The sequence below is a fragment of the Micromonospora sp. NPDC023814 genome (assembly GCF_040639595.1).
In the GTDB taxonomy this organism is placed as follows: Bacteria; Actinomycetota; Actinomycetes; order Mycobacteriales; family Micromonosporaceae; genus Micromonospora.
Genome location: NZ_JBFAAF010000002.1, coordinates 127,107 through 145,210 on the forward strand (window position 1 = coordinate 127,107; position 18,104 = coordinate 145,210).

General features: G+C 73.5%; 17 protein-coding genes and 1 pseudogene. 6 read left to right on the forward strand and 12 right to left on the reverse strand.

From position 1 onward, the window contains the following. Positions 1-346: 346 nt before the first annotated feature. The 3 genes from AB0G14_RS01730 to AB0G14_RS01740 all read left to right on the forward strand — a co-directional run bounded on the left by AB0G14_RS01730 (position 347) and on the right by AB0G14_RS01740 (position 4,012). Complete coding sequence (locus AB0G14_RS01730; protein WP_357692667.1) at positions 347-2,002, forward strand: DEAD/DEAH box helicase; 1,656 nt, start codon at positions 347-349, stop codon at positions 2,000-2,002. Between the two features lie 235 nt (positions 2,003-2,237). After that, complete coding sequence (locus tag AB0G14_RS01735; RefSeq protein ID WP_357692669.1) at positions 2,238-3,410, forward strand: SAM-dependent methyltransferase; 1,173 nt, start codon at positions 2,238-2,240, stop codon at positions 3,408-3,410. A gap of 185 nt (positions 3,411-3,595) precedes the next feature. After that, positions 3,596-4,012, forward strand: a complete 417-nt coding sequence (locus tag AB0G14_RS01740; RefSeq protein ID WP_091627481.1) for a helix-turn-helix domain-containing protein — start codon at positions 3,596-3,598, stop codon at positions 4,010-4,012. Between the two features lie 148 nt (positions 4,013-4,160). Here the strand turns inward: AB0G14_RS01740 and AB0G14_RS01745 are convergent, their stop codons facing one another. From AB0G14_RS01745 to AB0G14_RS01795, 11 genes and pseudogenes are all read right to left on the reverse strand, one after another. Then, positions 4,161-5,072: a hypothetical protein gene (locus tag AB0G14_RS01745; protein WP_357692794.1), complete on the reverse strand. Its 912-nt coding sequence runs from the start codon at positions 5,070-5,072 to the stop codon at positions 4,161-4,163. Positions 5,073-5,167: 95 nt separating this feature from the next. Further along, positions 5,168-5,287: pseudogene (locus AB0G14_RS01750) on the reverse strand (hypothetical protein); the annotation flags it as partial. A gap of 205 nt (positions 5,288-5,492) precedes the next feature. Continuing rightward, positions 5,493-7,646 (reverse strand): DEAD/DEAH box helicase, encoded by a 2,154-nt coding sequence (locus AB0G14_RS01755; protein ID WP_357692671.1) that lies wholly within the window; start codon positions 7,644-7,646, stop codon positions 5,493-5,495. A gap of 109 nt (positions 7,647-7,755) precedes the next feature. Next, entirely contained in the window at positions 7,756-8,358 is a 603-nt protein-coding gene (locus AB0G14_RS01760; RefSeq protein ID WP_357692796.1) for an SDR family oxidoreductase, read from the reverse strand. 120 nt (positions 8,359-8,478) lie between these two features. Next, positions 8,479-9,606 (reverse strand): branched-chain amino acid ABC transporter permease, encoded by a 1,128-nt coding sequence (locus AB0G14_RS01765; RefSeq protein ID WP_357457385.1) that lies wholly within the window; start codon positions 9,604-9,606, stop codon positions 8,479-8,481. After that, positions 9,603-10,493 carry a branched-chain amino acid ABC transporter permease gene (locus tag AB0G14_RS01770; protein ID WP_350707141.1) on the reverse strand — a complete coding sequence of 297 codons (891 nt, stop codon included), beginning with the start codon at positions 10,491-10,493 and terminating at the stop codon, positions 9,603-9,605. The genes AB0G14_RS01765 and AB0G14_RS01770 overlap by 4 nt, the downstream gene beginning before the upstream one ends. Next, positions 10,493-11,272 carry an ABC transporter ATP-binding protein gene (locus AB0G14_RS01775; protein WP_357692674.1) on the reverse strand — a complete coding sequence of 260 codons (780 nt, stop codon included), beginning with the start codon at positions 11,270-11,272 and terminating at the stop codon, positions 10,493-10,495. The genes AB0G14_RS01770 and AB0G14_RS01775 overlap by 1 nt, the downstream gene beginning before the upstream one ends. Further along, complete coding sequence (locus AB0G14_RS01780; RefSeq protein WP_357457389.1) at positions 11,272-12,015, reverse strand: ABC transporter ATP-binding protein; 744 nt, start codon at positions 12,013-12,015, stop codon at positions 11,272-11,274. Before AB0G14_RS01780 ends, AB0G14_RS01775 begins: the two co-directional genes overlap by 1 nt. Positions 12,016-12,021: 6 nt before the next feature. Next, positions 12,022-13,221, reverse strand: coding sequence for a substrate-binding domain-containing protein (locus AB0G14_RS01785; protein WP_357692676.1), 1,200 nt, complete (start codon positions 13,219-13,221; stop codon positions 12,022-12,024). A gap of 258 nt (positions 13,222-13,479) precedes the next feature. Continuing rightward, a complete protein-coding gene (locus AB0G14_RS01790) occupies positions 13,480-13,734 on the reverse strand; it encodes a hypothetical protein (protein ID WP_357692678.1) in 255 nt (84 codons plus the stop codon). Next, positions 13,731-14,033, reverse strand: coding sequence for a DivIVA domain-containing protein (locus tag AB0G14_RS01795; RefSeq protein ID WP_357692680.1), 303 nt, complete (start codon positions 14,031-14,033; stop codon positions 13,731-13,733). Before AB0G14_RS01795 ends, AB0G14_RS01790 begins: the two co-directional genes overlap by 4 nt. A 290-nt stretch (positions 14,034-14,323) precedes the next feature. Between AB0G14_RS01795 and AB0G14_RS01800 the strand changes: the two genes are divergently transcribed. Continuing rightward, positions 14,324-14,554, forward strand: a complete 231-nt coding sequence (locus AB0G14_RS01800; RefSeq protein WP_357457398.1) for a winged helix-turn-helix domain-containing protein — start codon at positions 14,324-14,326, stop codon at positions 14,552-14,554. A gap of 279 nt (positions 14,555-14,833) precedes the next feature. Here AB0G14_RS01800 and AB0G14_RS01805 read toward each other — a convergent pair whose 3' ends face one another. After that, entirely contained in the window at positions 14,834-15,958 is a 1,125-nt protein-coding gene (locus AB0G14_RS01805; RefSeq protein ID WP_357692682.1) for a glycerophosphodiester phosphodiesterase, read from the reverse strand. A 140-nt stretch (positions 15,959-16,098) separates the two neighbouring features. Between AB0G14_RS01805 and AB0G14_RS01810 the strand changes: the two genes are divergently transcribed. Then, positions 16,099-17,433: a potassium transporter TrkG gene (locus tag AB0G14_RS01810; protein WP_357692684.1), complete on the forward strand. Its 1,335-nt coding sequence runs from the start codon at positions 16,099-16,101 to the stop codon at positions 17,431-17,433. A gap of 25 nt (positions 17,434-17,458) precedes the next feature. After that, entirely contained in the window at positions 17,459-18,091 is a 633-nt protein-coding gene (locus tag AB0G14_RS01815; RefSeq protein ID WP_357692798.1) for a TrkA family potassium uptake protein, read from the forward strand. Positions 18,092-18,104: the final 13 nt, after the last annotated feature.

Here is an 18,104-nt window from a genome sequence, read left to right on the forward strand (position 1 = left end):
GCAGGGCCGGTCTGGTCGGGGTCGGGCACGAGCGCAGGCTACCGCCCTCCCGCACACCCCAGGGGGAGTGACGCAGGTCACACCCGGGTCCCCCGGGCGCGCAGCCTGCGCCAGGAATCAGGACGACCGGCGTGCTGTTCAGGTAACATGGAGCAGTTGCCGTGGGCGCCGAGCTGGCCAGGCCGGTCCAACAGACCGGTCGGTCCGATCGAAGTCCGACTCCACGGCGCGCGTGCGGCCCGGTCCGGCCAGGCATTCTGCCGCCGACCGTGTGGCCCGCGCCACACCGATCGCGCCCTGAGGACATGACGGGGCGCACCCCACGAGAGGGCACCCCCAAATCCATATGAGCGAGCTGACCCAAGAACTCATGGACGGCCAGGAGCTGGCCGCCACCGCTCCGGTGCGTCCGGAGGCACCCACCTTCGCCGAGCTGGGCGCGCGTCAGGAGACCGTCGACGCGCTGGCCGCGGCCGGCATCACCCGCGCGTTCGCCATCCAGGAGTACGCGCTCCCGATCGCGCTGCGCGGCACCGACCTGATCGGCCAGGCGCCCACCGGCACCGGCAAGACCCTCGGCTTCGGCGTACCGCTGCTGGAGCGCGTCTTCGCGCCCGAGGAGGGCGGCGACGGCGTGCCGCAGGCGCTGGTCGTCGTGCCCACCCGCGAGCTGGGCATCCAGGTCGCCAAGGACCTCGCCGCCGCGGGCCGGACGCGGGGCGTCCGGGTGCTGCCGATCTACGGCGGTGTGGCTTACGAGCCGCAGGTCGACGCGCTGCGCAAGGGCGTGGAGATCCTGGTCGGCACCCCCGGCCGCCTGCTGGACCTGGCCAAGCAGAAGCACCTGCGCCTGGACCGGGTGCACGCGCTGGTCCTCGACGAGGCCGACCGGATGCTCGACCTGGGCTTCCTCGACGACGTCGAGCGAATCCTCGCGATGCTGCCGGAGGACCGGCAGACGATGCTCTTCTCGGCGACCATGCCCGACCCGATCGTCACCCTCTCCCGGCGCTTCCTGCGCCACCCGGTGACGATCCACGCGGGTCACACCGCCGAGACGGGGCCGTCGCCGCAGACCGAGCAGCTGGCCTACCGCACCCACTCGATGAACAAGATCGAGATCGTGGCCCGCATCCTGCAGGCCGAGGGTCGCGGGCTGACCATGATCTTCACCCGCACCAAGCGGGCCGCCGACCGGGTCGCCGAGGACCTCGACTTCCGGGGCTTCGCCGTCGCCGCCGTGCACGGCGACCTCGGGCAGGGCGCGCGCGAGCGGGCACTGCGGGCGTTCCGGGCGGGCAAGATCGACACCCTGGTCGCCACCGACGTCGCCGCCCGGGGCATCGACGTCAGCGGTGTCACGCACGTGATCAACTACGACTGCCCCGAGGACCAGGACACCTACACCCACCGGATCGGTCGCACCGGCCGGGCCGGGGCGAGCGGCGTCGCGGTGACCTTCGTCGACTGGGACGACATGCCCCGCTGGCGGATCATCGACAAGACGCTGGGCCTGGAGATGCCGGAGCCGCCGGAGACGTACCACACGTCCCCGCACCTCTACACCGACCTGCACATCTCCACCGAGATCACCGGCACCCTGCCGACGGCCGAGCGCACCCGCGCCGGCCTGGCGGCCGAGGTGGAGGAGGACCTGGGCGGTGGCCGGTCCCGCCGGGGCGAGGGCCGGGGCTCCCGGCGCGGCGACGGTCGCGGTCGTGGCGAGCGCCGCCAGGGCCACGCCACCGGGGAGACCGGCGGGCCGGGCGCCGACGCGCCGGCCGAGGCCGCTGAGGCCGCCGAGGAGGGCACCCGCACCCCGCGTCGCCGCCGGCGTCGCCGCGCCGGCGAAACCGTCTCGGGCGAGCCGACCGCGGTGATCACCACCGAGGCCGACGCCCCCGCCGCCGCGGGCGAGGCCCCGAAGCCGCGCCGCCGCCGGCGCCGTCGTGGTGGCGGTGGCTCCGCCGCCGGTACGCCGGCCGAGGCGACCGCCGACTGACCCCGAGCACGACACCCGACATCCCCGTACCGGTCCCCGGTGCGGGGATGTCGCCGTCGTGACCGGATGAAGGCCCGCGCGACCGGGCGACCGGGCGACCGAACACGACCGGCCCTCACGCGCCCACCGCACCACCGCGCATGGTCGGCGCACCCGGCGCGTCCGCGGGAGCGCAGCGTGCCCGAGGGGTCGGGCCGCCCGGCGGTGCGCCGCCGACGACGAGGAGGATGGAGCAATGCCCGAACCGCTGGATGCCGCCCTGACCGAGGTCCGGGCACTGCTGCTCGACCCCGCGCTGACCCGGGCGGTGGCCGCCGGACGTCGACGCGGGCACCGCCCCTCGATGGTCCGCGCCGAACTGCGGCCGGTCGCGCTGAAGGCCGGTCCCCGGCTGCAGATCTCCACCTCCGACGGCTCCCGGCCGTACACCCGCAACGTCGCCCCCGGCCCGGAGGCGGACGCGGCGGTGGACGCGCTGCTGGCCGAGCCGTTCGGCAACTGGCACGTGGAGACCGCCGACGCGACGCTGCAACTGCGGGTGACCAAGTCGGGCGAGGCGCAGGTGCACCGGGCCGCCGCGGCCCGGCCGGTCGCCGAGCCGGGCGGGCACGACCGGGCGAAGGAGTACCTGCTCGACCCGGGCGACCCGATCTTCGCGGAGATCGGGGGCTCGGCGGCCAAACGCCGGCAGGTCGACGCGTTCCTGCGGGCGCTGGCGGCGACCCTCCCCGACGACCTGACGGGGCCGCTGCGCGTCGTCGACCTGGGGTGCGGCAACGCGTACCTGACCTTCGCCGCGTACCGGTGGCTGGCGCGGCGGGGGCTCGACGTCGAGCTGGTCGGCGTGGACGTCCGGGAGGACCAGCGCCGCCGCAACACCGAGCTGGCCGAGCGGCTCGGCTGGGCCGAGCGGGTCAGCTTCGTGGCCGGCACGATCGCCGATGCCGTCGTGGAGCCCGCCCCCGACCTGGTGCTGGCGCTGCACGCCTGCGACACCGCCACCGACGAGGCGCTGGCTCGGGCGGTGCGCTGGCGGGCCCGCTGGGTGCTCGCCGCGCCGTGCTGCCACCACGACGTCGCCGCCCAGCTGCGCGCCAGGCCGGCCCCCGCGCCGTACGACCTGCTGACCCGGCAGGGCATCCTGCGCGAGCGCTTCGCGGACGTCCTCACCGACGCGCTGCGGGCCGGGCTGCTCCGGCTGCACGGCTACCGGGCCGAGGTGGTGGAGTTCGTCGACTCCCGGCACACCCCGCGCAACCTGCTCATCCGGGCCCGGCGCACCGGCACCGCCCCGACGGACGGCCAGCGGGCGGAGTACCGGGACCTGGTCGGCCAGTGGGACGTCACCCCACGGCTGGCGACGCTGCTTCCCGCAACCATCCCGGACGCCGGCGCGTCACCGCGCTAGCGCTACCGCCCGACGCCGGCCCGTCACCGCGCCAGCGCGGCCGATCGCGGCCGGACGACGATTGTTCGGCGAAAAAGTCCCGCCCACCGGACGGTCTGGTCGGTCAGTCAATTGTTTCCATACCTTTTCGTACTACCCTCGGAGGCGCACCGCCGGGTGCCGGTCGGGAGGGAAGACCCGCAGGGATGGGTTCGGTAGAGGTATCGCCGCAGATGGCCTTCGCACGCTTCGTGCGGCGCGCCATCGACGACGCCCGCGAGGAACGCGGGTGGACCGTGACGGACCTGGCGTCCCACACCGGCGTCGGTCGCTCCACCGTGTTCCGCTGGCTCGCCGGGGACTGGCAGGACTACCCCGAGCTCGCCAAGGTGCGGGGTTTCTGCGCCGCGCTGGACCTGCCGGTCGCGGCCGCGTTCCGTGCGCTCGGCCTGCCCGACGCCGGCCCGGCCCCCCGTCGGCGCGTCGACGACGGCCCGGTCGAGGCGGATGTCCGGGTGATCCTGCAACGGCTGGCCGACCCCACCGTGCCGGCCGAGGAGAAACACCACATCCGCGACCTGCTGCGCTACCTGGCCCGCCGCCCGATCCGGCGCGCCGGCTGAGCCGCCACCCGCACCACCGCCACCCGCGGCGCCGCCCGAGCCACCACCAGCGCGGGCCGGGCCACCCGCAGCGCCGCCCCGAACCGCCGCCGGCGGCGACGACGACCGCGCGGCCGGCGGCGCGACGATGGGGCCGACCGCCAGAGGGTCAGGGCACGGTCAGGGTGAACTCGGCGGTCCGCACCACGCCGCCGACCTGGAAGTCGAGGTAGAGCCGGTACCGGCCCGGGCCGGGCGTGGTCACCCAGAACGTCACCGCCCCGTCGACCGCCTGCGGCTCCGGGTGGACGTGCAGGTAACCCAGGTCGCCCTCGCGCAACGCGACCAGGTGGCCGTACGCGCCGAGGTAGCGCTCCAGCGTCGGGGCGCCGCCGGCCGCCGAACCGAAACGGAACGTCAGCGGGACGGTCAGGCCCGCCTGCGGTGTGCCCTGGTAGCCGACGGTGAACCCGTCGACCGTGGCCGAGGTGGCCGGCGCCGGCAACGGCCGCGGCTGGTAGCCGCCGGGGGCGACCAGGTCGACCCCGAGCGTCACCGCCGTCTGCCGGCCGTCGTCGGCGAGCGCGGTGAAGTCGGCGTACGCGCGCCAGACGCCCGGCTGCCCCAGGGTCAGCGGCACCGACCACGTGCCGTCGGCGGCCATGGTCGGGTGCAGGTGCTGGTAGCCGGTCAGGTCGCGGCGCACCACGATCAGGTGCATCGGCCTGTCGTGCACGACGGCGAACCGCGTCACCGGGCGACGCTGCGCGTCGCGCACCTGGAAGCGCAGCTCGCCCGGCCGGCCGGCGGTGAACGACGACGCCACGGGGGCGAGCGTGTAGCCGGCCGAGGTGACCGAGAGGCCCGCCGCCTCCGCCGCCGCGCCCTGGTCGGCGCCGTGCTCGTGCGCGCCCGTCCCGGGGGCATGGTTGTGGTCGGCCAGGGCGCTGTCCCGCCCCACCGACCCCGCCGGGCCACCGCCGTTGAGCCGGCCGAGACCGAAGCCGAGCAGCACCGCGAGCACCAGGCCGCCGACGACCAGCGCCAGCCGGAGCGTGCTCCGGTCCGGCACGGCCGACACCCCCTCCGGCCCGGCCGGCGACGGCCCAGGCCCGAGTGACTGGTCCGGCCCGGCCGGGGACTGGTCCGGCCCGACCGGGGACTGGTCCGGCCCGACCGGGGACTGGTCCGGCCCGACCGGGGACTGGTCCGGCCCGGCCGGGGACTGGTCCGGCCCGGCCGGGGACTGGTCCGGCCCGGCCGGGGACTGGTCGGGCACCGCCGAGGTCTGCTCACGCACCGTCGATCCCTGGTCCGGCACGGCCGACGCCTGGTCAGGCACCGCCGCCGTCCCGCTCACGCCCGGGCTGCTGATCGGTCATGCCGCTCACGCTACCCTCCGTCACGGTCACGCCGCCCCGGCGGCGACTCGGCGTGGCGACGGTCGCAATCCCGCCCGCCCGGGAACTTCCCCGCCCGGTCTGCGACGGGGACGCGCGGCTCAGCCGGCCACCGCCAGGGCAAGGGGCAGCACGTCGGGGGCGCCGGCCCGGCGCAGCTCCCGGGCGACCATCGTCATCGTCCAACCCGAGTCGACCAGGTCGTCGACGAGGAGCACCGGCCCGTCGAGGCCGGCGAGGGTGTCGGCCAGGTCCTCCGGCACGGTGAAGGCACCGTGCAGCGCGCGTACCCGCTGGGCGCTGTTGCCGCGCGGGCCCCCGCCGCCGGCCGGGCCGGCCGGCGTCACCCGGCCGAGCATCGGCAGCCGGCCGACGGCGGCGATCTGCTCGGCGAGCGAGCCGACCAGCCGGGGCCTGCTGCGCGAGCCGACCGCGACCACGCCGACCGGGCGGCGCGGCCACGGGTCGTCCCCGTGCGCCCAAGCCTTCAGCACCTCGACCACGGCGGTGGCCACGTCGTCGGGGACGGCGACGTCGGGCGCCTCCGGCGCCACCAGGTCGCGCAGCCGGCCGCCCCACCCCAGGTCGGACAGCCGCCCCACCGCGCGCCCCGGCAGCGCCTGCTCCGCCGGGGCGATCCGCCCCTTGAGCGGTACGCCCACCGCCTCCAGCCCGGTCGGCCAGAGCTTCTTCGGCGCGATCTCCACGCCGGGGCGGCCGAGGAAGTTCTGCGCGGCGGTCAGCGCGACGTCGGACACCTCGGGCGTGAACAACGGGCCGGCGCAGCGGTCGCACCGGCCGCAGTCGGTCGCCCCGGCGTCGTCCAGGCACTCGCGCAGGTAGCGCAGCCGGCAGTCGGGCGTGGTCGCGTACTCCCGCATGGCCTGCTGCTCGGCGGTGCGCGCCTGGGCGACGCGGCGCAACCGGGCCTCGTCGTAGACCCAGGGCTCGCCGGTGGCGAGCCAGCCGCCGCGCACCCGGCGGACCGCGCCGTCGACGTCGAGCACCTTGAGCATCAGCTCCAGCCGGGCCCGGCGCAGGTCGACGATCGGTTCGAGGGCCTGCGTGGAGAGCGGGCGGTCGGTGTGCAGGGCCGTCAGCACCGCGCGGACCTGCTCCTCCGGCGGGAACGCCAGCGAGGCGAAGTAGCGCCAGATCGCGGCGTCCTCGACGCCCGGCAGCAGCAGCACCTCGGCGTGCGCGACGGCGCGGCCCGCGCGGCCGACCTGCTGGTAGTACGCGATCGGCGAGGCCGGCGCGCCGAGGTGCACCACGAAGCCCAGGTCGGGCTTGTCGAAGCCCATGCCCAGGGCGCTCGTCGCGACCAGCGCCTTGATCTTGTTGTCCAGCAGGTCCTGCTCGGCGGCGCGCCGGTCGGCGTCCTCGGCCTGGCCGGTGTAGGAGGCGACCGCGTAGCCCCGGGAACGGAGGAACTCGGCGGTCTCCCCCGCCGCGGCGACGGTGAGCGTGTAGACGATGCCCGAGCCGGGCAGCCGGTCCAGGTGGTCGGCGAGCCAGGCCAGCCGGTGCGCCGGGGTCGGCAGGTCGAGCACGCCGAGGCGCAACGACTCCCGGTCCAGGCTGCCGCGCAGCACGAGGGCGTCGCCCAACTGCTCGGCGACGTCGGCGGTGACCCGGGCGTTGGCGGTGGCCGTGGTGGCGAGCACCGGGGTCCGCTCGGGCAGGTTGTTGAGGAAGGTACGCAGCCGCCGGTAGTCCGGCCGGAAGTCGTGCCCCCAGTCGGAGACGCAGTGCGCCTCGTCGACCACCAGCAGGCCGGTGGTGGCGGCCAGCTTCGGCAGCACCGTGTCCCGGAAATCCGGGTTGTTGAGCCGCTCGGGGCTGATCAGCAGCACGTCGACGGCCCCGGCGTGGATCTCGGCGGTGATCTCGTCCCACTCGTCGAGGTTGGCCGAGTTGATCGTGCGGGCCCGGATGCCGGCGCGGGCCGCCGACTCGACCTGGTTGCGCATCAGCGCCAGCAACGGCGAGACGATCACGGTCGGGCCGGTGCCGCCCCCGTCGCCCTGTCCGGCGGCGGCATCGTGGTCACGCCCCCGCAGCAGGGCGGTGGCCACGAAGTAGACGGCCGACTTGCCCCACCCGGTGCGCTGCACACAGAGCACCCGGCGCCGGTCGACCACCAGCGCCTCGATCGCCCGCCACTGGTCCTCGCGGAGCCGGGCGTGCTCGCCGGCCAACCGCCGCAGCACCGCCTCGGCCCGCTCCCGTACCGCCGTCCGATCCTGGCTCATCCGGCATTTCTACCAGCGCCGGACGGCCGCGCCCCGGTTCGGGAGGTTCCGGTCACGATCCGGCCGGTGGCGCTCGCCCCCGGGACGGGGGCCGGGGAAGGCGTCGACGTCAGCGCCCGAGGACGGAGCCGCCGTTGACGCCGAGTACCTGGCCGGTTACGTAGCCGGGGCTCACCACGTTGACCGTGATCTGTTCCGGGCCGAGCTGCCCGGCCAGGTCGTACGCCCAGCCGTGCAGCGCCGCCTTCGCCGCCGAGTACGCCCCGCCGCCGCCCCGCTGGGCGGCGATCGAGCTGACCAGGATGACCCGGCCGCCCGGTCGGCGCAGGGCCGGCCGCAGCGCCTCGGTGAGCAACACGGCAGTGAGCACGTTGGCGTCCAGGTTGGTCCGCCAGTGCGCGGCGGTGCCGGCGAGCGTGCTCACGTCCCCGCCCAGGTAGCCCCCGGCGTTGTTGACCACCACGTCGACCGGCCGCCCGGCGACCGCCTCGACCACCCCGCCGAGCTGCTCCGGATCGGTCAGGTCGGCGCTGACCGCCTGGGCAGCCCCGGGACGACCGCACTCGGCGTTCACCCGCTCGGCCGTGGCGAGCAGCACGTCCGCCCGCCGCCCGACGATCAGGACGTCGCACCCGTCCCTCACGAGCGCCCGCGCGACGGCCGCCCCGATCCCGGTCTCCCCACCACTCACCACCGCCAACCGCTCACCCATCCCGCACCGCTCCTCCCACGACAGAGACCCGTCGATCATGAAGTTATTGCCACCGTCAACGGGTTCGCGACAACAACATCATGATCAACGGGGTCTGTCCGGCGGGGCGACGCCCCGGGGTCAGGACGGGCGGGACGGGCGGCGGAGGGAGTGGCGCAGGAGTGCCACGCGGGGGGCGAGGCTGGCCAGGCCGCCGGGGAAGAAGTAGACGGCCAGGATGAAGACCGTGCCGAGCACGAACAGCGGCTGCGACAGCGGGCGGCTCAGGAACCCGGGCAGCGCCTCCACCGCGTCGGAGGTGCCGAACGCGACCAGGCGGTGGTCCAGGTACATGTAGAGGATGCCGCCGATCACCGGGCCCCATCGGGTGCCCGGCCCGCCGAGCACCACCATGACCAGCAGCGCCAGGGTCCACTCGGAGGAGGTGATGTGCGGCGAGGCGCCGCCGACGATCAGGACGTAGACCACGCCGCCGGCCGCCGCCAGCCCACCCGCCAGGGTGAACGCCACCAGCTTGAACCGGTACGGGTCGAGCCCGAGCACCCCGATGCGCCGCTCGTCGTCGCGCAGGCCGGCGAGCACCCGCCCCGTCGGCGAGCCGGAGACCCGGTGCACCACGAAGACCACCACGACCAGGTACGCCAGCGCCAGCCAGTAGAGGTTGACCGTGTTGGTGACCCCGACCAGCCCCTGCGGCAGCCCGGAGACGTCCAGCGGCAGGCCCTCCTCGCCGCCGGTCAGCCCGCCGAAGTCGCGGGCCACCAGGATCGCCCCGACCTGGGCGAAGGCCAGCGTCACCATGGCGAACGCGATGCCGACGGTGCGCAGCGCCACCGCGCCGAGGAGCGCGGCGAGGATCGACCCGCCGGTGATCGCCAGCAGCGCCGCCTGCCACAGCGGCAGCCCCGCCTTGGTGATCAGGATGTCGGTGCCGTAGACGCCGGCGGCGAAGTAGAGGGCGTGCCCGAAGGAGAGCATCCCGGTGCGGCCGAACAGCAGGTCGTACCCGGCGGCCAGGCCGCCGAAGACGAGGCAGACGGCGAGCAGTTGCAGGGTGCCCGGGGAGTTGAGCGCCCCCTCGAAGATGCCCGGCAGGTGCAGCGTGGAGTACGGCAGGATCAGCGCGACCACCAGCGCGACCAGCGGCAGGAACGGGCGCAGCCCGTGCCAGCGTCCCCGGCGCGGGTCCAGCTCGTCGGGCACCGCCGCGGGCGGAGCCGGGACCTCGGGGCTCTTGACCTCGGTCATGCCGTTGCCACCTTTCCGGCGATGCCCTGCGGGCGCAGCAGCAGCACCACGGCCAGCAGCGCGACCACGCAGATGTCGCCCAGCCCGGAGGTGCCGTAGTAGTTGACGAACTGTTGCGTCAGCCCGACGGCGACCGCCGCGTACGCGGAGCCGACCACCGAGCCCATCCCGCCGATGACCACCACGATGAACGCGAAGATCAGCAGCGAACTGCCCTGGCCGGGCGAGACGGTGCCGAAGTAGACGCCGCCGAGCGCGCCGGCCAGCGCCGCCGCCGCCCCGCCGATCGCGAAGACGAGGGTGAACGCCTTGCGCACGTCGATGCCGAGCGCGGTGACCATCTCCCGGTTCTCGACGCCGGCCCGGATGATCAAGCCGTAGCGGGTCCAGCGGAGGAAGGCGAGGATCGCGCCGAGCACCAGCACCGCGGCGATGATCAGCAGCAGGCCGCCGTTGGGCACGTTCGCGCCGAGGATCGAGGTGACCTGCCGGGTCCACTCGGGGCGCGGGAAGGGCCGGGCGTCCGCGCCCCAGGTGGCCTGGAGCAGGGCCACGCCGGCCAGCGAGAGGCCGACGGTGACCAGCACCTGCTCGATGGTGCGGGAGTAGAGCGGACGGATCAGCACCAGCTCGACCAGCATCGCCACCAGCGTGCCGGCGGCCACCCCGAAGGCGACGGCGACCACGAAGCCGAAGCCGTCCGAGCCGGCGCCGGGCAGGTTGTGCGCCGCCCACCAGGTCCCGTACGCGCCGACGCCGAGGAAGACGCCGTGCGCGAAGTTGAGCACGTCGGCGAGGCCGAAGACCAGGGAGAGCCCGCTGGCGACCAGGAAGTAGAGCGCCGCCAGGCCGAGCCCGGTCAGCGCCAACAGGATGACGGTGTCCATCAGTGCTGGTCCTTCCTCGCGCCTGCGGGGCTCGCAAGCTCACTCCTCGCGCTCGGCGCGTGCCCCTCCGCCGAGCCCACGCCCAGCAACGACTTGGTCAGGGCGGTCTCCAGCAGCAGTTCCTGGGCGTCGCCGGTCCAGGCCACCTGCCCGGCGGCCAGCACGACCGCGTCCCGGGCGAGCCGGCGGACCACCGCCAGGTTCTGCTCGACCAGCAGCACCGGCACGGATTCGGCGACCCGTTCCAGCACCTCGGCCACCTCGGTCACCACCTTCGGCGCCAGGCCCTTGGTCGGCTCGTCGATCAGCAGCAGCCGGTTGTCGTTGAGCAGCACGCGGCCGATCGCGAGCATCTGCTGCTGCCCGCCGGAGAGTGAGCCGGCCCGTTGCCGTCCGCGCCGGTCCAGCTCCGGGAAGAGGGCGTAGACCTTGTCGTACGCCGGGGTGGTGCCCCGGCGTTCGGCGAGCCGCAGGTTCTCCGTGACGGTGAGCCCGGCGAACACGCAGCGGTCCTCCGGCACGTAGCCGAGCCCGCCGCGGATCAGCCGGTGGGTCGGCCGGGCCAGCAGACTCTGCGCGCCCATCCGGATCGCGCCCCGGACCTCGCCGCCGCGCGGCGTGAGGCCGACGATCGCGCGCAGCGTGGTCGTCTTGCCGACGCCGTTGCGCCCGAGCAGGACGGTGACGCCGGTCGGGGCGACCGTGAAGGACACCCCCTGGAGGATGTGCAGCCCGGCGATCCGGACCGACAGGTTCTCCACGCTGAGAATCGGTTCCATCAGAGCGACTCCCCCAGGTAGGCCTCTTGCACGGTGGGGTTGGCCATCACCGTCTCCGGGGTGTCGCAGGCGAGCAGCGCGCCGTGGTGCATCACGGCGATCCGGTCGGCCAGCTCCAGGATGACGTCCATGTGGTGCTCGACCATGAGCACCGACCGGCCGCTGTCGCCGGTCAGCGAGCGGATCACCGAGACGAGTTCGGGCACGTCCTCGGCGCTGACGCCGGCCATCGGCTCGTCGAGCAGCATGACGCGGGGCTCCCCGGCGAGCAGCAGGGCGATCTCCAGCTTCCGCTTCTCGCCGTGGGCGAGGGTGCCGGCGAGGGCCTCGCCCCGGTGGGCGAGGCCGACCCGGTCGAGCGCCGCGTCGGCGGCGGCGGCGACCTCACGGTCGGCCGCCGCCCGCCGCCACAGCTTCATCGAGCCCCCGCGGTGCGCCTGCACGGCGAGCCGGACGTTCTCCCGCACGCTGAGCGAACCGAAGACCGAGGATGCCTGGAAGGTACGGCCGAGCCCGAGGCGGGCCCGCCGGTGCGGCGGGAGGGAGCCGATGTCCTCCCCGTCGAGGGTGATCCGACCTTCCGTGGCCCGGCGTACGCCGGTGATCAGGTTGAACAGTGAGGTCTTGCCGGCGCCGTTCGGCCCGATGACGCCGAGGAACTCCCCGGGCGCCAGGTCGAGGTAGACGCTGTCGACGATGGCGACCTCACCGATCCGCCAGGTCAGACCGCGGGTGGCGAGCATCTGTTGTCAGCCCTTCATCGCCACGGCCGGCGGCGCGGTCTCGTCCCCGGTCAGCGCCTTCTGGGCGGTGGCCGTGAACGTGGTGCCGCTGCCGGTCAGCTTGGCCTGGAACATCGGCTGGAGCAGCGCGTGGTCCTCGGCGCGGATGCTCATCTTGCCCTTGACCCCGTCGAAGCTCCAGCCCTCCAGGGCCTTGACCATCTTCTCGACGTCGTCGCCGCCCTCCTCGACGGCGCGCACGACCATCTGCGCGGCGGCGAAGCCGTCCGGGTGGAACAGGTCGACGGTGCCGACCTTGGCCTTCAGCGCCTTGGCGGCCTCGTTGTCGGAGGCCCCGTCGAAGTAGTGCGACAGGAAGGAGATCTTGGCGCCGGCCGCGCCGAAGGTCGGCCACGAGGCGCGGATGTCCAGGCCGGTGACGACGGTGGTGGAGGAGAGCACGCCCTGCTGGTCGAGGGTCTGCCACATGGCCGGGGCGGTGGTGCCGGCCCAGGCGACGAAGAGCAGGTCCGGCTTGGCGGACTTGATCTGGCTGGCGAACGGGGTGAACTCGGTGGCGCTGGCCGGGGCCCGGACGCTGCTGACGGTCGCGCCCGCGCCGCCGATGACGGTCTTGACGGCGGCCTCGTTGGCGTCGCCGAAGGCGCCGTCCTGGGCGAAGACCACGACCTTCTTGCCGGCCGGGTCGCCGATGAACGACTTGGCGGTCACCACGTCCTGGTACGACTGCCGCCCGGAGCGGAACGTGTACTTGTTGGCGCCGGTCACCGCGTCGGTGGCGGCCGGCCCGGAGATGAAGAGGACCTTGTTCTGCGCGGCGATCGGGGCGACCTGGAGCGCCACGCCGGACGCGGTCGAGCCCGCGATGATCTTGTTGCCCTTACCGATCAGGTCCTTGGCCGCGGAGACCGCCTTCGCCGGGTCACCGGCGTCGTCGACCTCGGTGATCTCGATCGTCCGGTCGCCGACCTTGTTCGTGCCCTTGGTGGCATAGTCGAGGCCGGCCTTGAACCCCTCGATGTACTGCTTGCCGTAGCTGGCGAGGGCTCCCGACTGGGAGTACACCAGGCCAACCTTCACCGGGGCGGCGCTGTCACCGCCGCCGGAGGCGGTTTCCTGCGGGCTGCCACAGGCCGTGGCGGCGAGCACCGCGGCCATCATGGTGGCGGCGGAGAGGAACACCCGCCGCGTCGTCCGGACCGTCATTGCGACTCCACGTGAGGACTCGGAGGTAGGGAACTACATGTGACGGCTCACGCTAGAAGTGACGTCACGCACGGGCTATGTGGCCGAAACACACAAGTAACAGGGGTGGGGTGGCCGAGAGTTACAACGGTCACGACCCGGCAGTGACGGCACACGTCCGCGATGGGCCTCCGGGCCATCGATGGAAACGCTCCTGTGTCGCCCCGCGCCACCGACACCCACCGAATGCCGTATTCCTCCCGCCGGCCGGGGCACCCGTCACGGCCGCTCCGGCGGGACGCAGGGGCCGTCGTGGTCCGCCGCCCGCCCGCAGCGGCGACCGCCGTCGAGCAGGCTGTCGCAGAAGACCCGATGGCGTACGAACTGGGCGTCCTCCGCGGAGACGGTGGTCTCGCCACGGTCCACGTCGGGGAGGAAGCCCAATGCCCGGGTGATCGCCCGGGCGAACCGCTTCGCGGCGGGCAGGTCGGTGGCGAGCACCGGCAGGTGCACCACGAACCGCTCCCGACTCACCGCCGCCCGCCCGGCGCGAACTGGGACTGCCAGCTGCGCAGCGCGCGCTTGATCCGCGCGTTCTCCTCGGCGGTGATAACGAGGTCCCGGCGGGTGGCGGCCAGCTCGGCAGCCACCCGGTGCAGGAACGCGTGCACCTCGACCGGGTCGAGCCCCCGCCGCACCGAACGGAACCGGCGGTCGCGAATCTGCCCGGCGGTGAGCGGACGGCAGGAGTCCGACCGGTACCAGCCGCCGTTCGGCGGCCGGGTCACCCGCCTGCGCCGGGCAGATCGGAGCAGGTTCAGCACCTTGCGCATGACCACCGTCCTTGCGTCGCGTCGCCTGGAAGGCGGCCCGGTCCGCAGGTAGGGGATGCGGACCGGGCCGCCGGCCCCGCGACCGCAGCCCTCGTCGGCGGTACGACCCCGGAGCCCTCTTGAGGTCCGACCCCCGAGGCTTGCCGAACCAACCGGAGCCGGACACGCAGCAACCTACACCAGTATCTTGCGCTAGTCGAGCCCTCCGTCATCGTCGAGTCACGACTTGTTGCAGTTACTTGAGTAAGTAGGGCAGGATCGGAGTCGCCGAACCAACCGGAGTCTTCGTCATGCCCACAGCGCCAGCGCCCTACAAAGTGATCGCCAACGACTTCGCCGCAAAGATCAAGAGCGGCGAGTTGAAGCCCGGCGACAAGTTGCCCTCGACACGGCAGATCGCGGACCAGTATGGGGTCGCCATGAACACCGCCTATCGGGCAATGTCGCTGCTGCACGACCGCGAGCTGATCATCGGCCAGCCTGGCCGGGGCACCTACGTGGCCGAGCGCCCCACCGCGTAGCTGCCCTTCCCGCCCCTGTCGAGCTGCCCCCACAGACGGGGCAGCTCGACAGCGTCCGCGCAGCCACCTGGAAACCTGAATCGTCCGCGACATCGGCTGGACAAGCCGGTGTCGAGGCGACGTCGACCACGACGGTGGGCACGAGGTGCGGGGGCGACTGGAACTGCCCGTCCCGCCGATGCCGAAGCGCCCGCCGACGCACGGGAGCAGGCCGGAAACCGCGCCGGCCCGTCACCCGGGGACAGGGGTGACGGGCCGGCGGCGGGACGGCGGAGTCGGTCAGCGCCGGGCGAGACCCTCCCGGGCGGCGACGGCGGTGTCCGGGTGGTCGGCGAAGACTCCGTCCAGTCCGAGGCCGAGGAACAGCTCGTACTCGGCCTGGATGTCGCCGCGGGCGTTCGGGTCGGTGCCGATCCGGAAGTCGGCCGGCAGGAACTGGTTCTCCGCCCGGAACGTCCAGGCGTGCACGACCAGCCGCTCCCGGTGCGCGTCCCGGACCAGGGTGGTCGGGGCGAGCAGCTTGCCGGTGGCCTCGCGCGGGACGATCAGGTTCTTCTGCGCGCCGACGCCGTCGGCGTATCCGGCGATCCACTTCAGGCCGGCCGGCTTCGCCAGGTCCTGGTAGGTGCGGGCGTCGCCGGCGACGGTGAAGTCGTACGGGCGGCCGGTGGCGTCGAGGAGCTGGGCGAGCTTGACGTCGATCATCCGGTCCAGCTTGCGCAGGTTGGCCGTCTCGAACGACTGGATGATCACCGGCGAGTTCCGGTGGGTCAGCTTGTTGCGCCGCAGCACCTCGACCAGCGGCTCCTCCAGCGGCAGCCCGATGGACGCGAAGTAGGTGGGGTGCTTGGTCTCCGGGTAGACGCCGATCGTGCGCCCCCGCGCCCGCCCTTCGGCGCGGGCCAGGTCGATGACCTCCTGGAGGGTGGGCACGTCGAACCGCCCGTCGAACGAGGTGTTGCCGACGCGCACCTGCGGCAGCCGCTCCTTGGCCCGCAGCGTCTTCAGCTCGGCCAGGGTGAAGTCCTCGGTGAACCAGCCGGTGGCCGCGACGCCGTCGATGGTCTTCGTGGCCTTGCGGGCGGCGAACTCGGGGCGGGCGGCCACGTCGGTCGTACCGCTGATCTCGTTCTCGTGCCGGGCGACCAGCGCGCCGTCGCGGGTCGCGACCAGGTCCGGCTCGATGTAGTCCGCGCCCTGCCGGATCGCCAGCCGGTAGGCCTCCAGGGTGTGCTCCGGCCGGTAGCCGCTGGCGCCGCGGTGGGCGATGACGAGGGGGCGGTCGGCCGCCCGGGCCCGCTCGGCGGCGGGCGCCGGGGCGGCCGACGCGGCCACGGTCGGCACGGCCACGGCGGCCGCGAGCAGGGCCCCGGCCACTCCGAGGGCGGAAAGGGTACGTCGCAACGCCGTCTCCTGTCGTCGAGGGATCCGCCTCAGCAGACCTGTCCGGATTGACGGCGAGTTGGTCGGCGGCTGACGGGCGGATGAACCCTGGGCATGCCGGTTTCGACACCCGGATCGCGATGGAAAAGGAAGATTGTCTGGTGCGCCGGCTTCTTCGTCACCCCGTACGGATCGTGCCGTTCGGCTTCCTGGTGGCGATCCTGCTCGGCACCGGGCTGCTGATGCTGCCCTGGGCCACCAGCGAGCACAGTTACACCCCGTTCCTGACCGCCCTGTTCACCGCGACCTCGGCGGTCTCGGTGACCGGCATGGCGGTGGTGGACACCCCGAACTACTGGAACGAGTTCGGGCTCGTGATGATCACCGTGCTCACCCAGGTCGGCGGCCTCGGCATCGTCACCGGGGCGACGCTGGTGATCCTGGTGGTGGCCCGGCGGCTGGGGCTGCGCAGCCGGTTGCTGGTGCAGGCCGAGACCGCCGAGTTCGGCATCGGCGACGTACGCCGGCTGCTGCTGCGCATCGCCGGCCTCGCCCTGGCCTGCGAGTCGGTGATCACCGCGATCCTGACGGCCCGGCTGTGGATCACCTACGACTACCCGTTCGCCCAGGCCCTCTGGCACAGCGTCTTCCACGCCGTCCAGGCCTTCAACAACGGCGGGTTCGCCCTCTACACCGACAACCTCATCGGCTTCTCCTCCGACGCCTGGGTCACCCTGCCGCTGGCGATCGGCACCGTCATCGGCGGACTCGGCTTCCCGGCGCTGTTCGAGGCGACCCGGGAGTGGCGGCAGCCGCGTCGCTGGGCGGTCGCCACCAAGCTCACCATCTGGGGCAGCCTGACGCTGCTGGTGGCGGGCTTCCTGGGCCTGCTGGTCATCGAGTGGGCCAACCCGAGCACACTGGGTCTCTACGCCTGGCCGGACAAGCTCCTCGTGGCGTTCACCCAGAACGCGTTCATCCGCACCGGCGGCTTCAACGTCGTCGACGTCGAGGCCCTGGAGGACGAGACATATCCGCTGATCATCGCGCTGATGTTCATCGGCGGCGGCAGCGCCAGCACCGCCGGCGGGATCAAGGTGACGACCTTCTTCCTGCTCGCTTTCGTCATCTGGGCCGAGCTGCGGGGCGAGCCGGACGTGACGGTCGGAAACCGCCGGGTGGCCACCGCCAGCCAACGCCAGGCGATCACCGTCGCGCTGCTCAGCGTCGCGCTGGTGGCCGTCGGCACGGTGCTGCTGGTCTTCCTCACCGAGGGGGTCCGTTACTACCAGGCGCTGTTCGAGGTGACCTCGGCGTTCACCACCACCGGCCTCAGCGTCGGGGTCGCCTCCGCGCTGCCGGAGAGCGGCCAGCTCGCCCTGATCGTCCTCATGTTCGTCGGCCGGGTCGGGCCGCTGACCCTCGGGTCGGCGATCGCCCTGAACACCCGCCGGCGGTTGTACCGCTACCCGGAGGAGCAACCCATTGTCGGATAGGAACACGAACGAAGGCGGCGTCCTGGTGATCGGGCTGGGCCGGTTCGGCTGCCACCTGGCCGGCGCGCTGACCGCGCTCGACCACGACGTGCTGGCCATCGACCGCAACCCGGACCAGGTGCAGCGATGGTCGGCCCAACTCGACCGCGTCGTACAGGCCGATGCCACCGAGGAGGGGGCGCTGCGCCAGCTCGGCGTGACGGAGTTCGGCCGGGCGGTGGTCGCGATCGGCGCCTCGGTGGAGGCGAGCGTGCTGAGCGTGCTGGCGCTGACGGAGCTGGGCGTGCCGCAGATCTGGGCCCGCGCGACCTCGGAGAAGCACGCGAAGATCCTCAGCTCGGTCGGCGCGCACCACGTGATCTTTCCCGAGGCGGAGACCGGCGAACGGGTGGCTCACCTGATCGTCACCAGGATGCTCGACTTCATCGAGTTCGGCGACGACTTCGCCATCGCCAAGGTGTGCGTTCCGGAGGCGATGGTCGGCCGGCCGCTGACCGACCTGGTGCCCACCGAGCGCTACGGGGTGCGGGTGGTCGGCGTGAAACTTCCCGGCGAACGCTTCCGGTACGCCACCGACGCCACCGTCATCTCCGCGGGCAGCATGCTGATCATCGAGGGGAACATCGCGCAGGTGCAGAGCTTCGCGGCGCTGAGCTGACCGGCGGGCTCAG

Excerpts from the sequence above, each read along its gene's own strand:
- AB0G14_RS01730 (WP_357692667.1), top strand. The coding sequence starts at position 347 with ATGAGCGAGCTGACCCAAGAACTCATGGACGGCCAGGAGCTGGCCGCC.
- AB0G14_RS01735 (WP_357692669.1), top strand. The coding sequence starts at position 2,238 with ATGCCCGAACCGCTGGATGCCGCCCTGACCGAGGTCCGGGCACTGCTG.
- AB0G14_RS01740 (WP_091627481.1), top strand. The coding sequence starts at position 3,596 with ATGGGTTCGGTAGAGGTATCGCCGCAGATGGCCTTCGCACGCTTCGTG.
- AB0G14_RS01755 (WP_357692671.1), bottom strand. The coding sequence starts at position 7,646 with ATGAGCCAGGATCGGACGGCGGTACGGGAGCGGGCCGAGGCGGTGCTG.
- AB0G14_RS01760 (WP_357692796.1), bottom strand. The coding sequence starts at position 8,358 with ATGGGTGAGCGGTTGGCGGTGGTGAGTGGTGGGGAGACCGGGATCGGG.
- AB0G14_RS01765 (WP_357457385.1), bottom strand. The coding sequence starts at position 9,606 with ATGACCGAGGTCAAGAGCCCCGAGGTCCCGGCTCCGCCCGCGGCGGTG.
- AB0G14_RS01770 (WP_350707141.1), bottom strand. The coding sequence starts at position 10,493 with ATGGACACCGTCATCCTGTTGGCGCTGACCGGGCTCGGCCTGGCGGCG.
- AB0G14_RS01775 (WP_357692674.1), bottom strand. The coding sequence starts at position 11,272 with ATGGAACCGATTCTCAGCGTGGAGAACCTGTCGGTCCGGATCGCCGGG.
- AB0G14_RS01780 (WP_357457389.1), bottom strand. The coding sequence starts at position 12,015 with ATGCTCGCCACCCGCGGTCTGACCTGGCGGATCGGTGAGGTCGCCATC.
- AB0G14_RS01785 (WP_357692676.1), bottom strand. The coding sequence starts at position 13,221 with ATGACGGTCCGGACGACGCGGCGGGTGTTCCTCTCCGCCGCCACCATG.
- AB0G14_RS01795 (WP_357692680.1), bottom strand. The coding sequence starts at position 14,033 with ATGCGCAAGGTGCTGAACCTGCTCCGATCTGCCCGGCGCAGGCGGGTG.
- AB0G14_RS01800 (WP_357457398.1), top strand. The coding sequence starts at position 14,324 with ATGCCCACAGCGCCAGCGCCCTACAAAGTGATCGCCAACGACTTCGCC.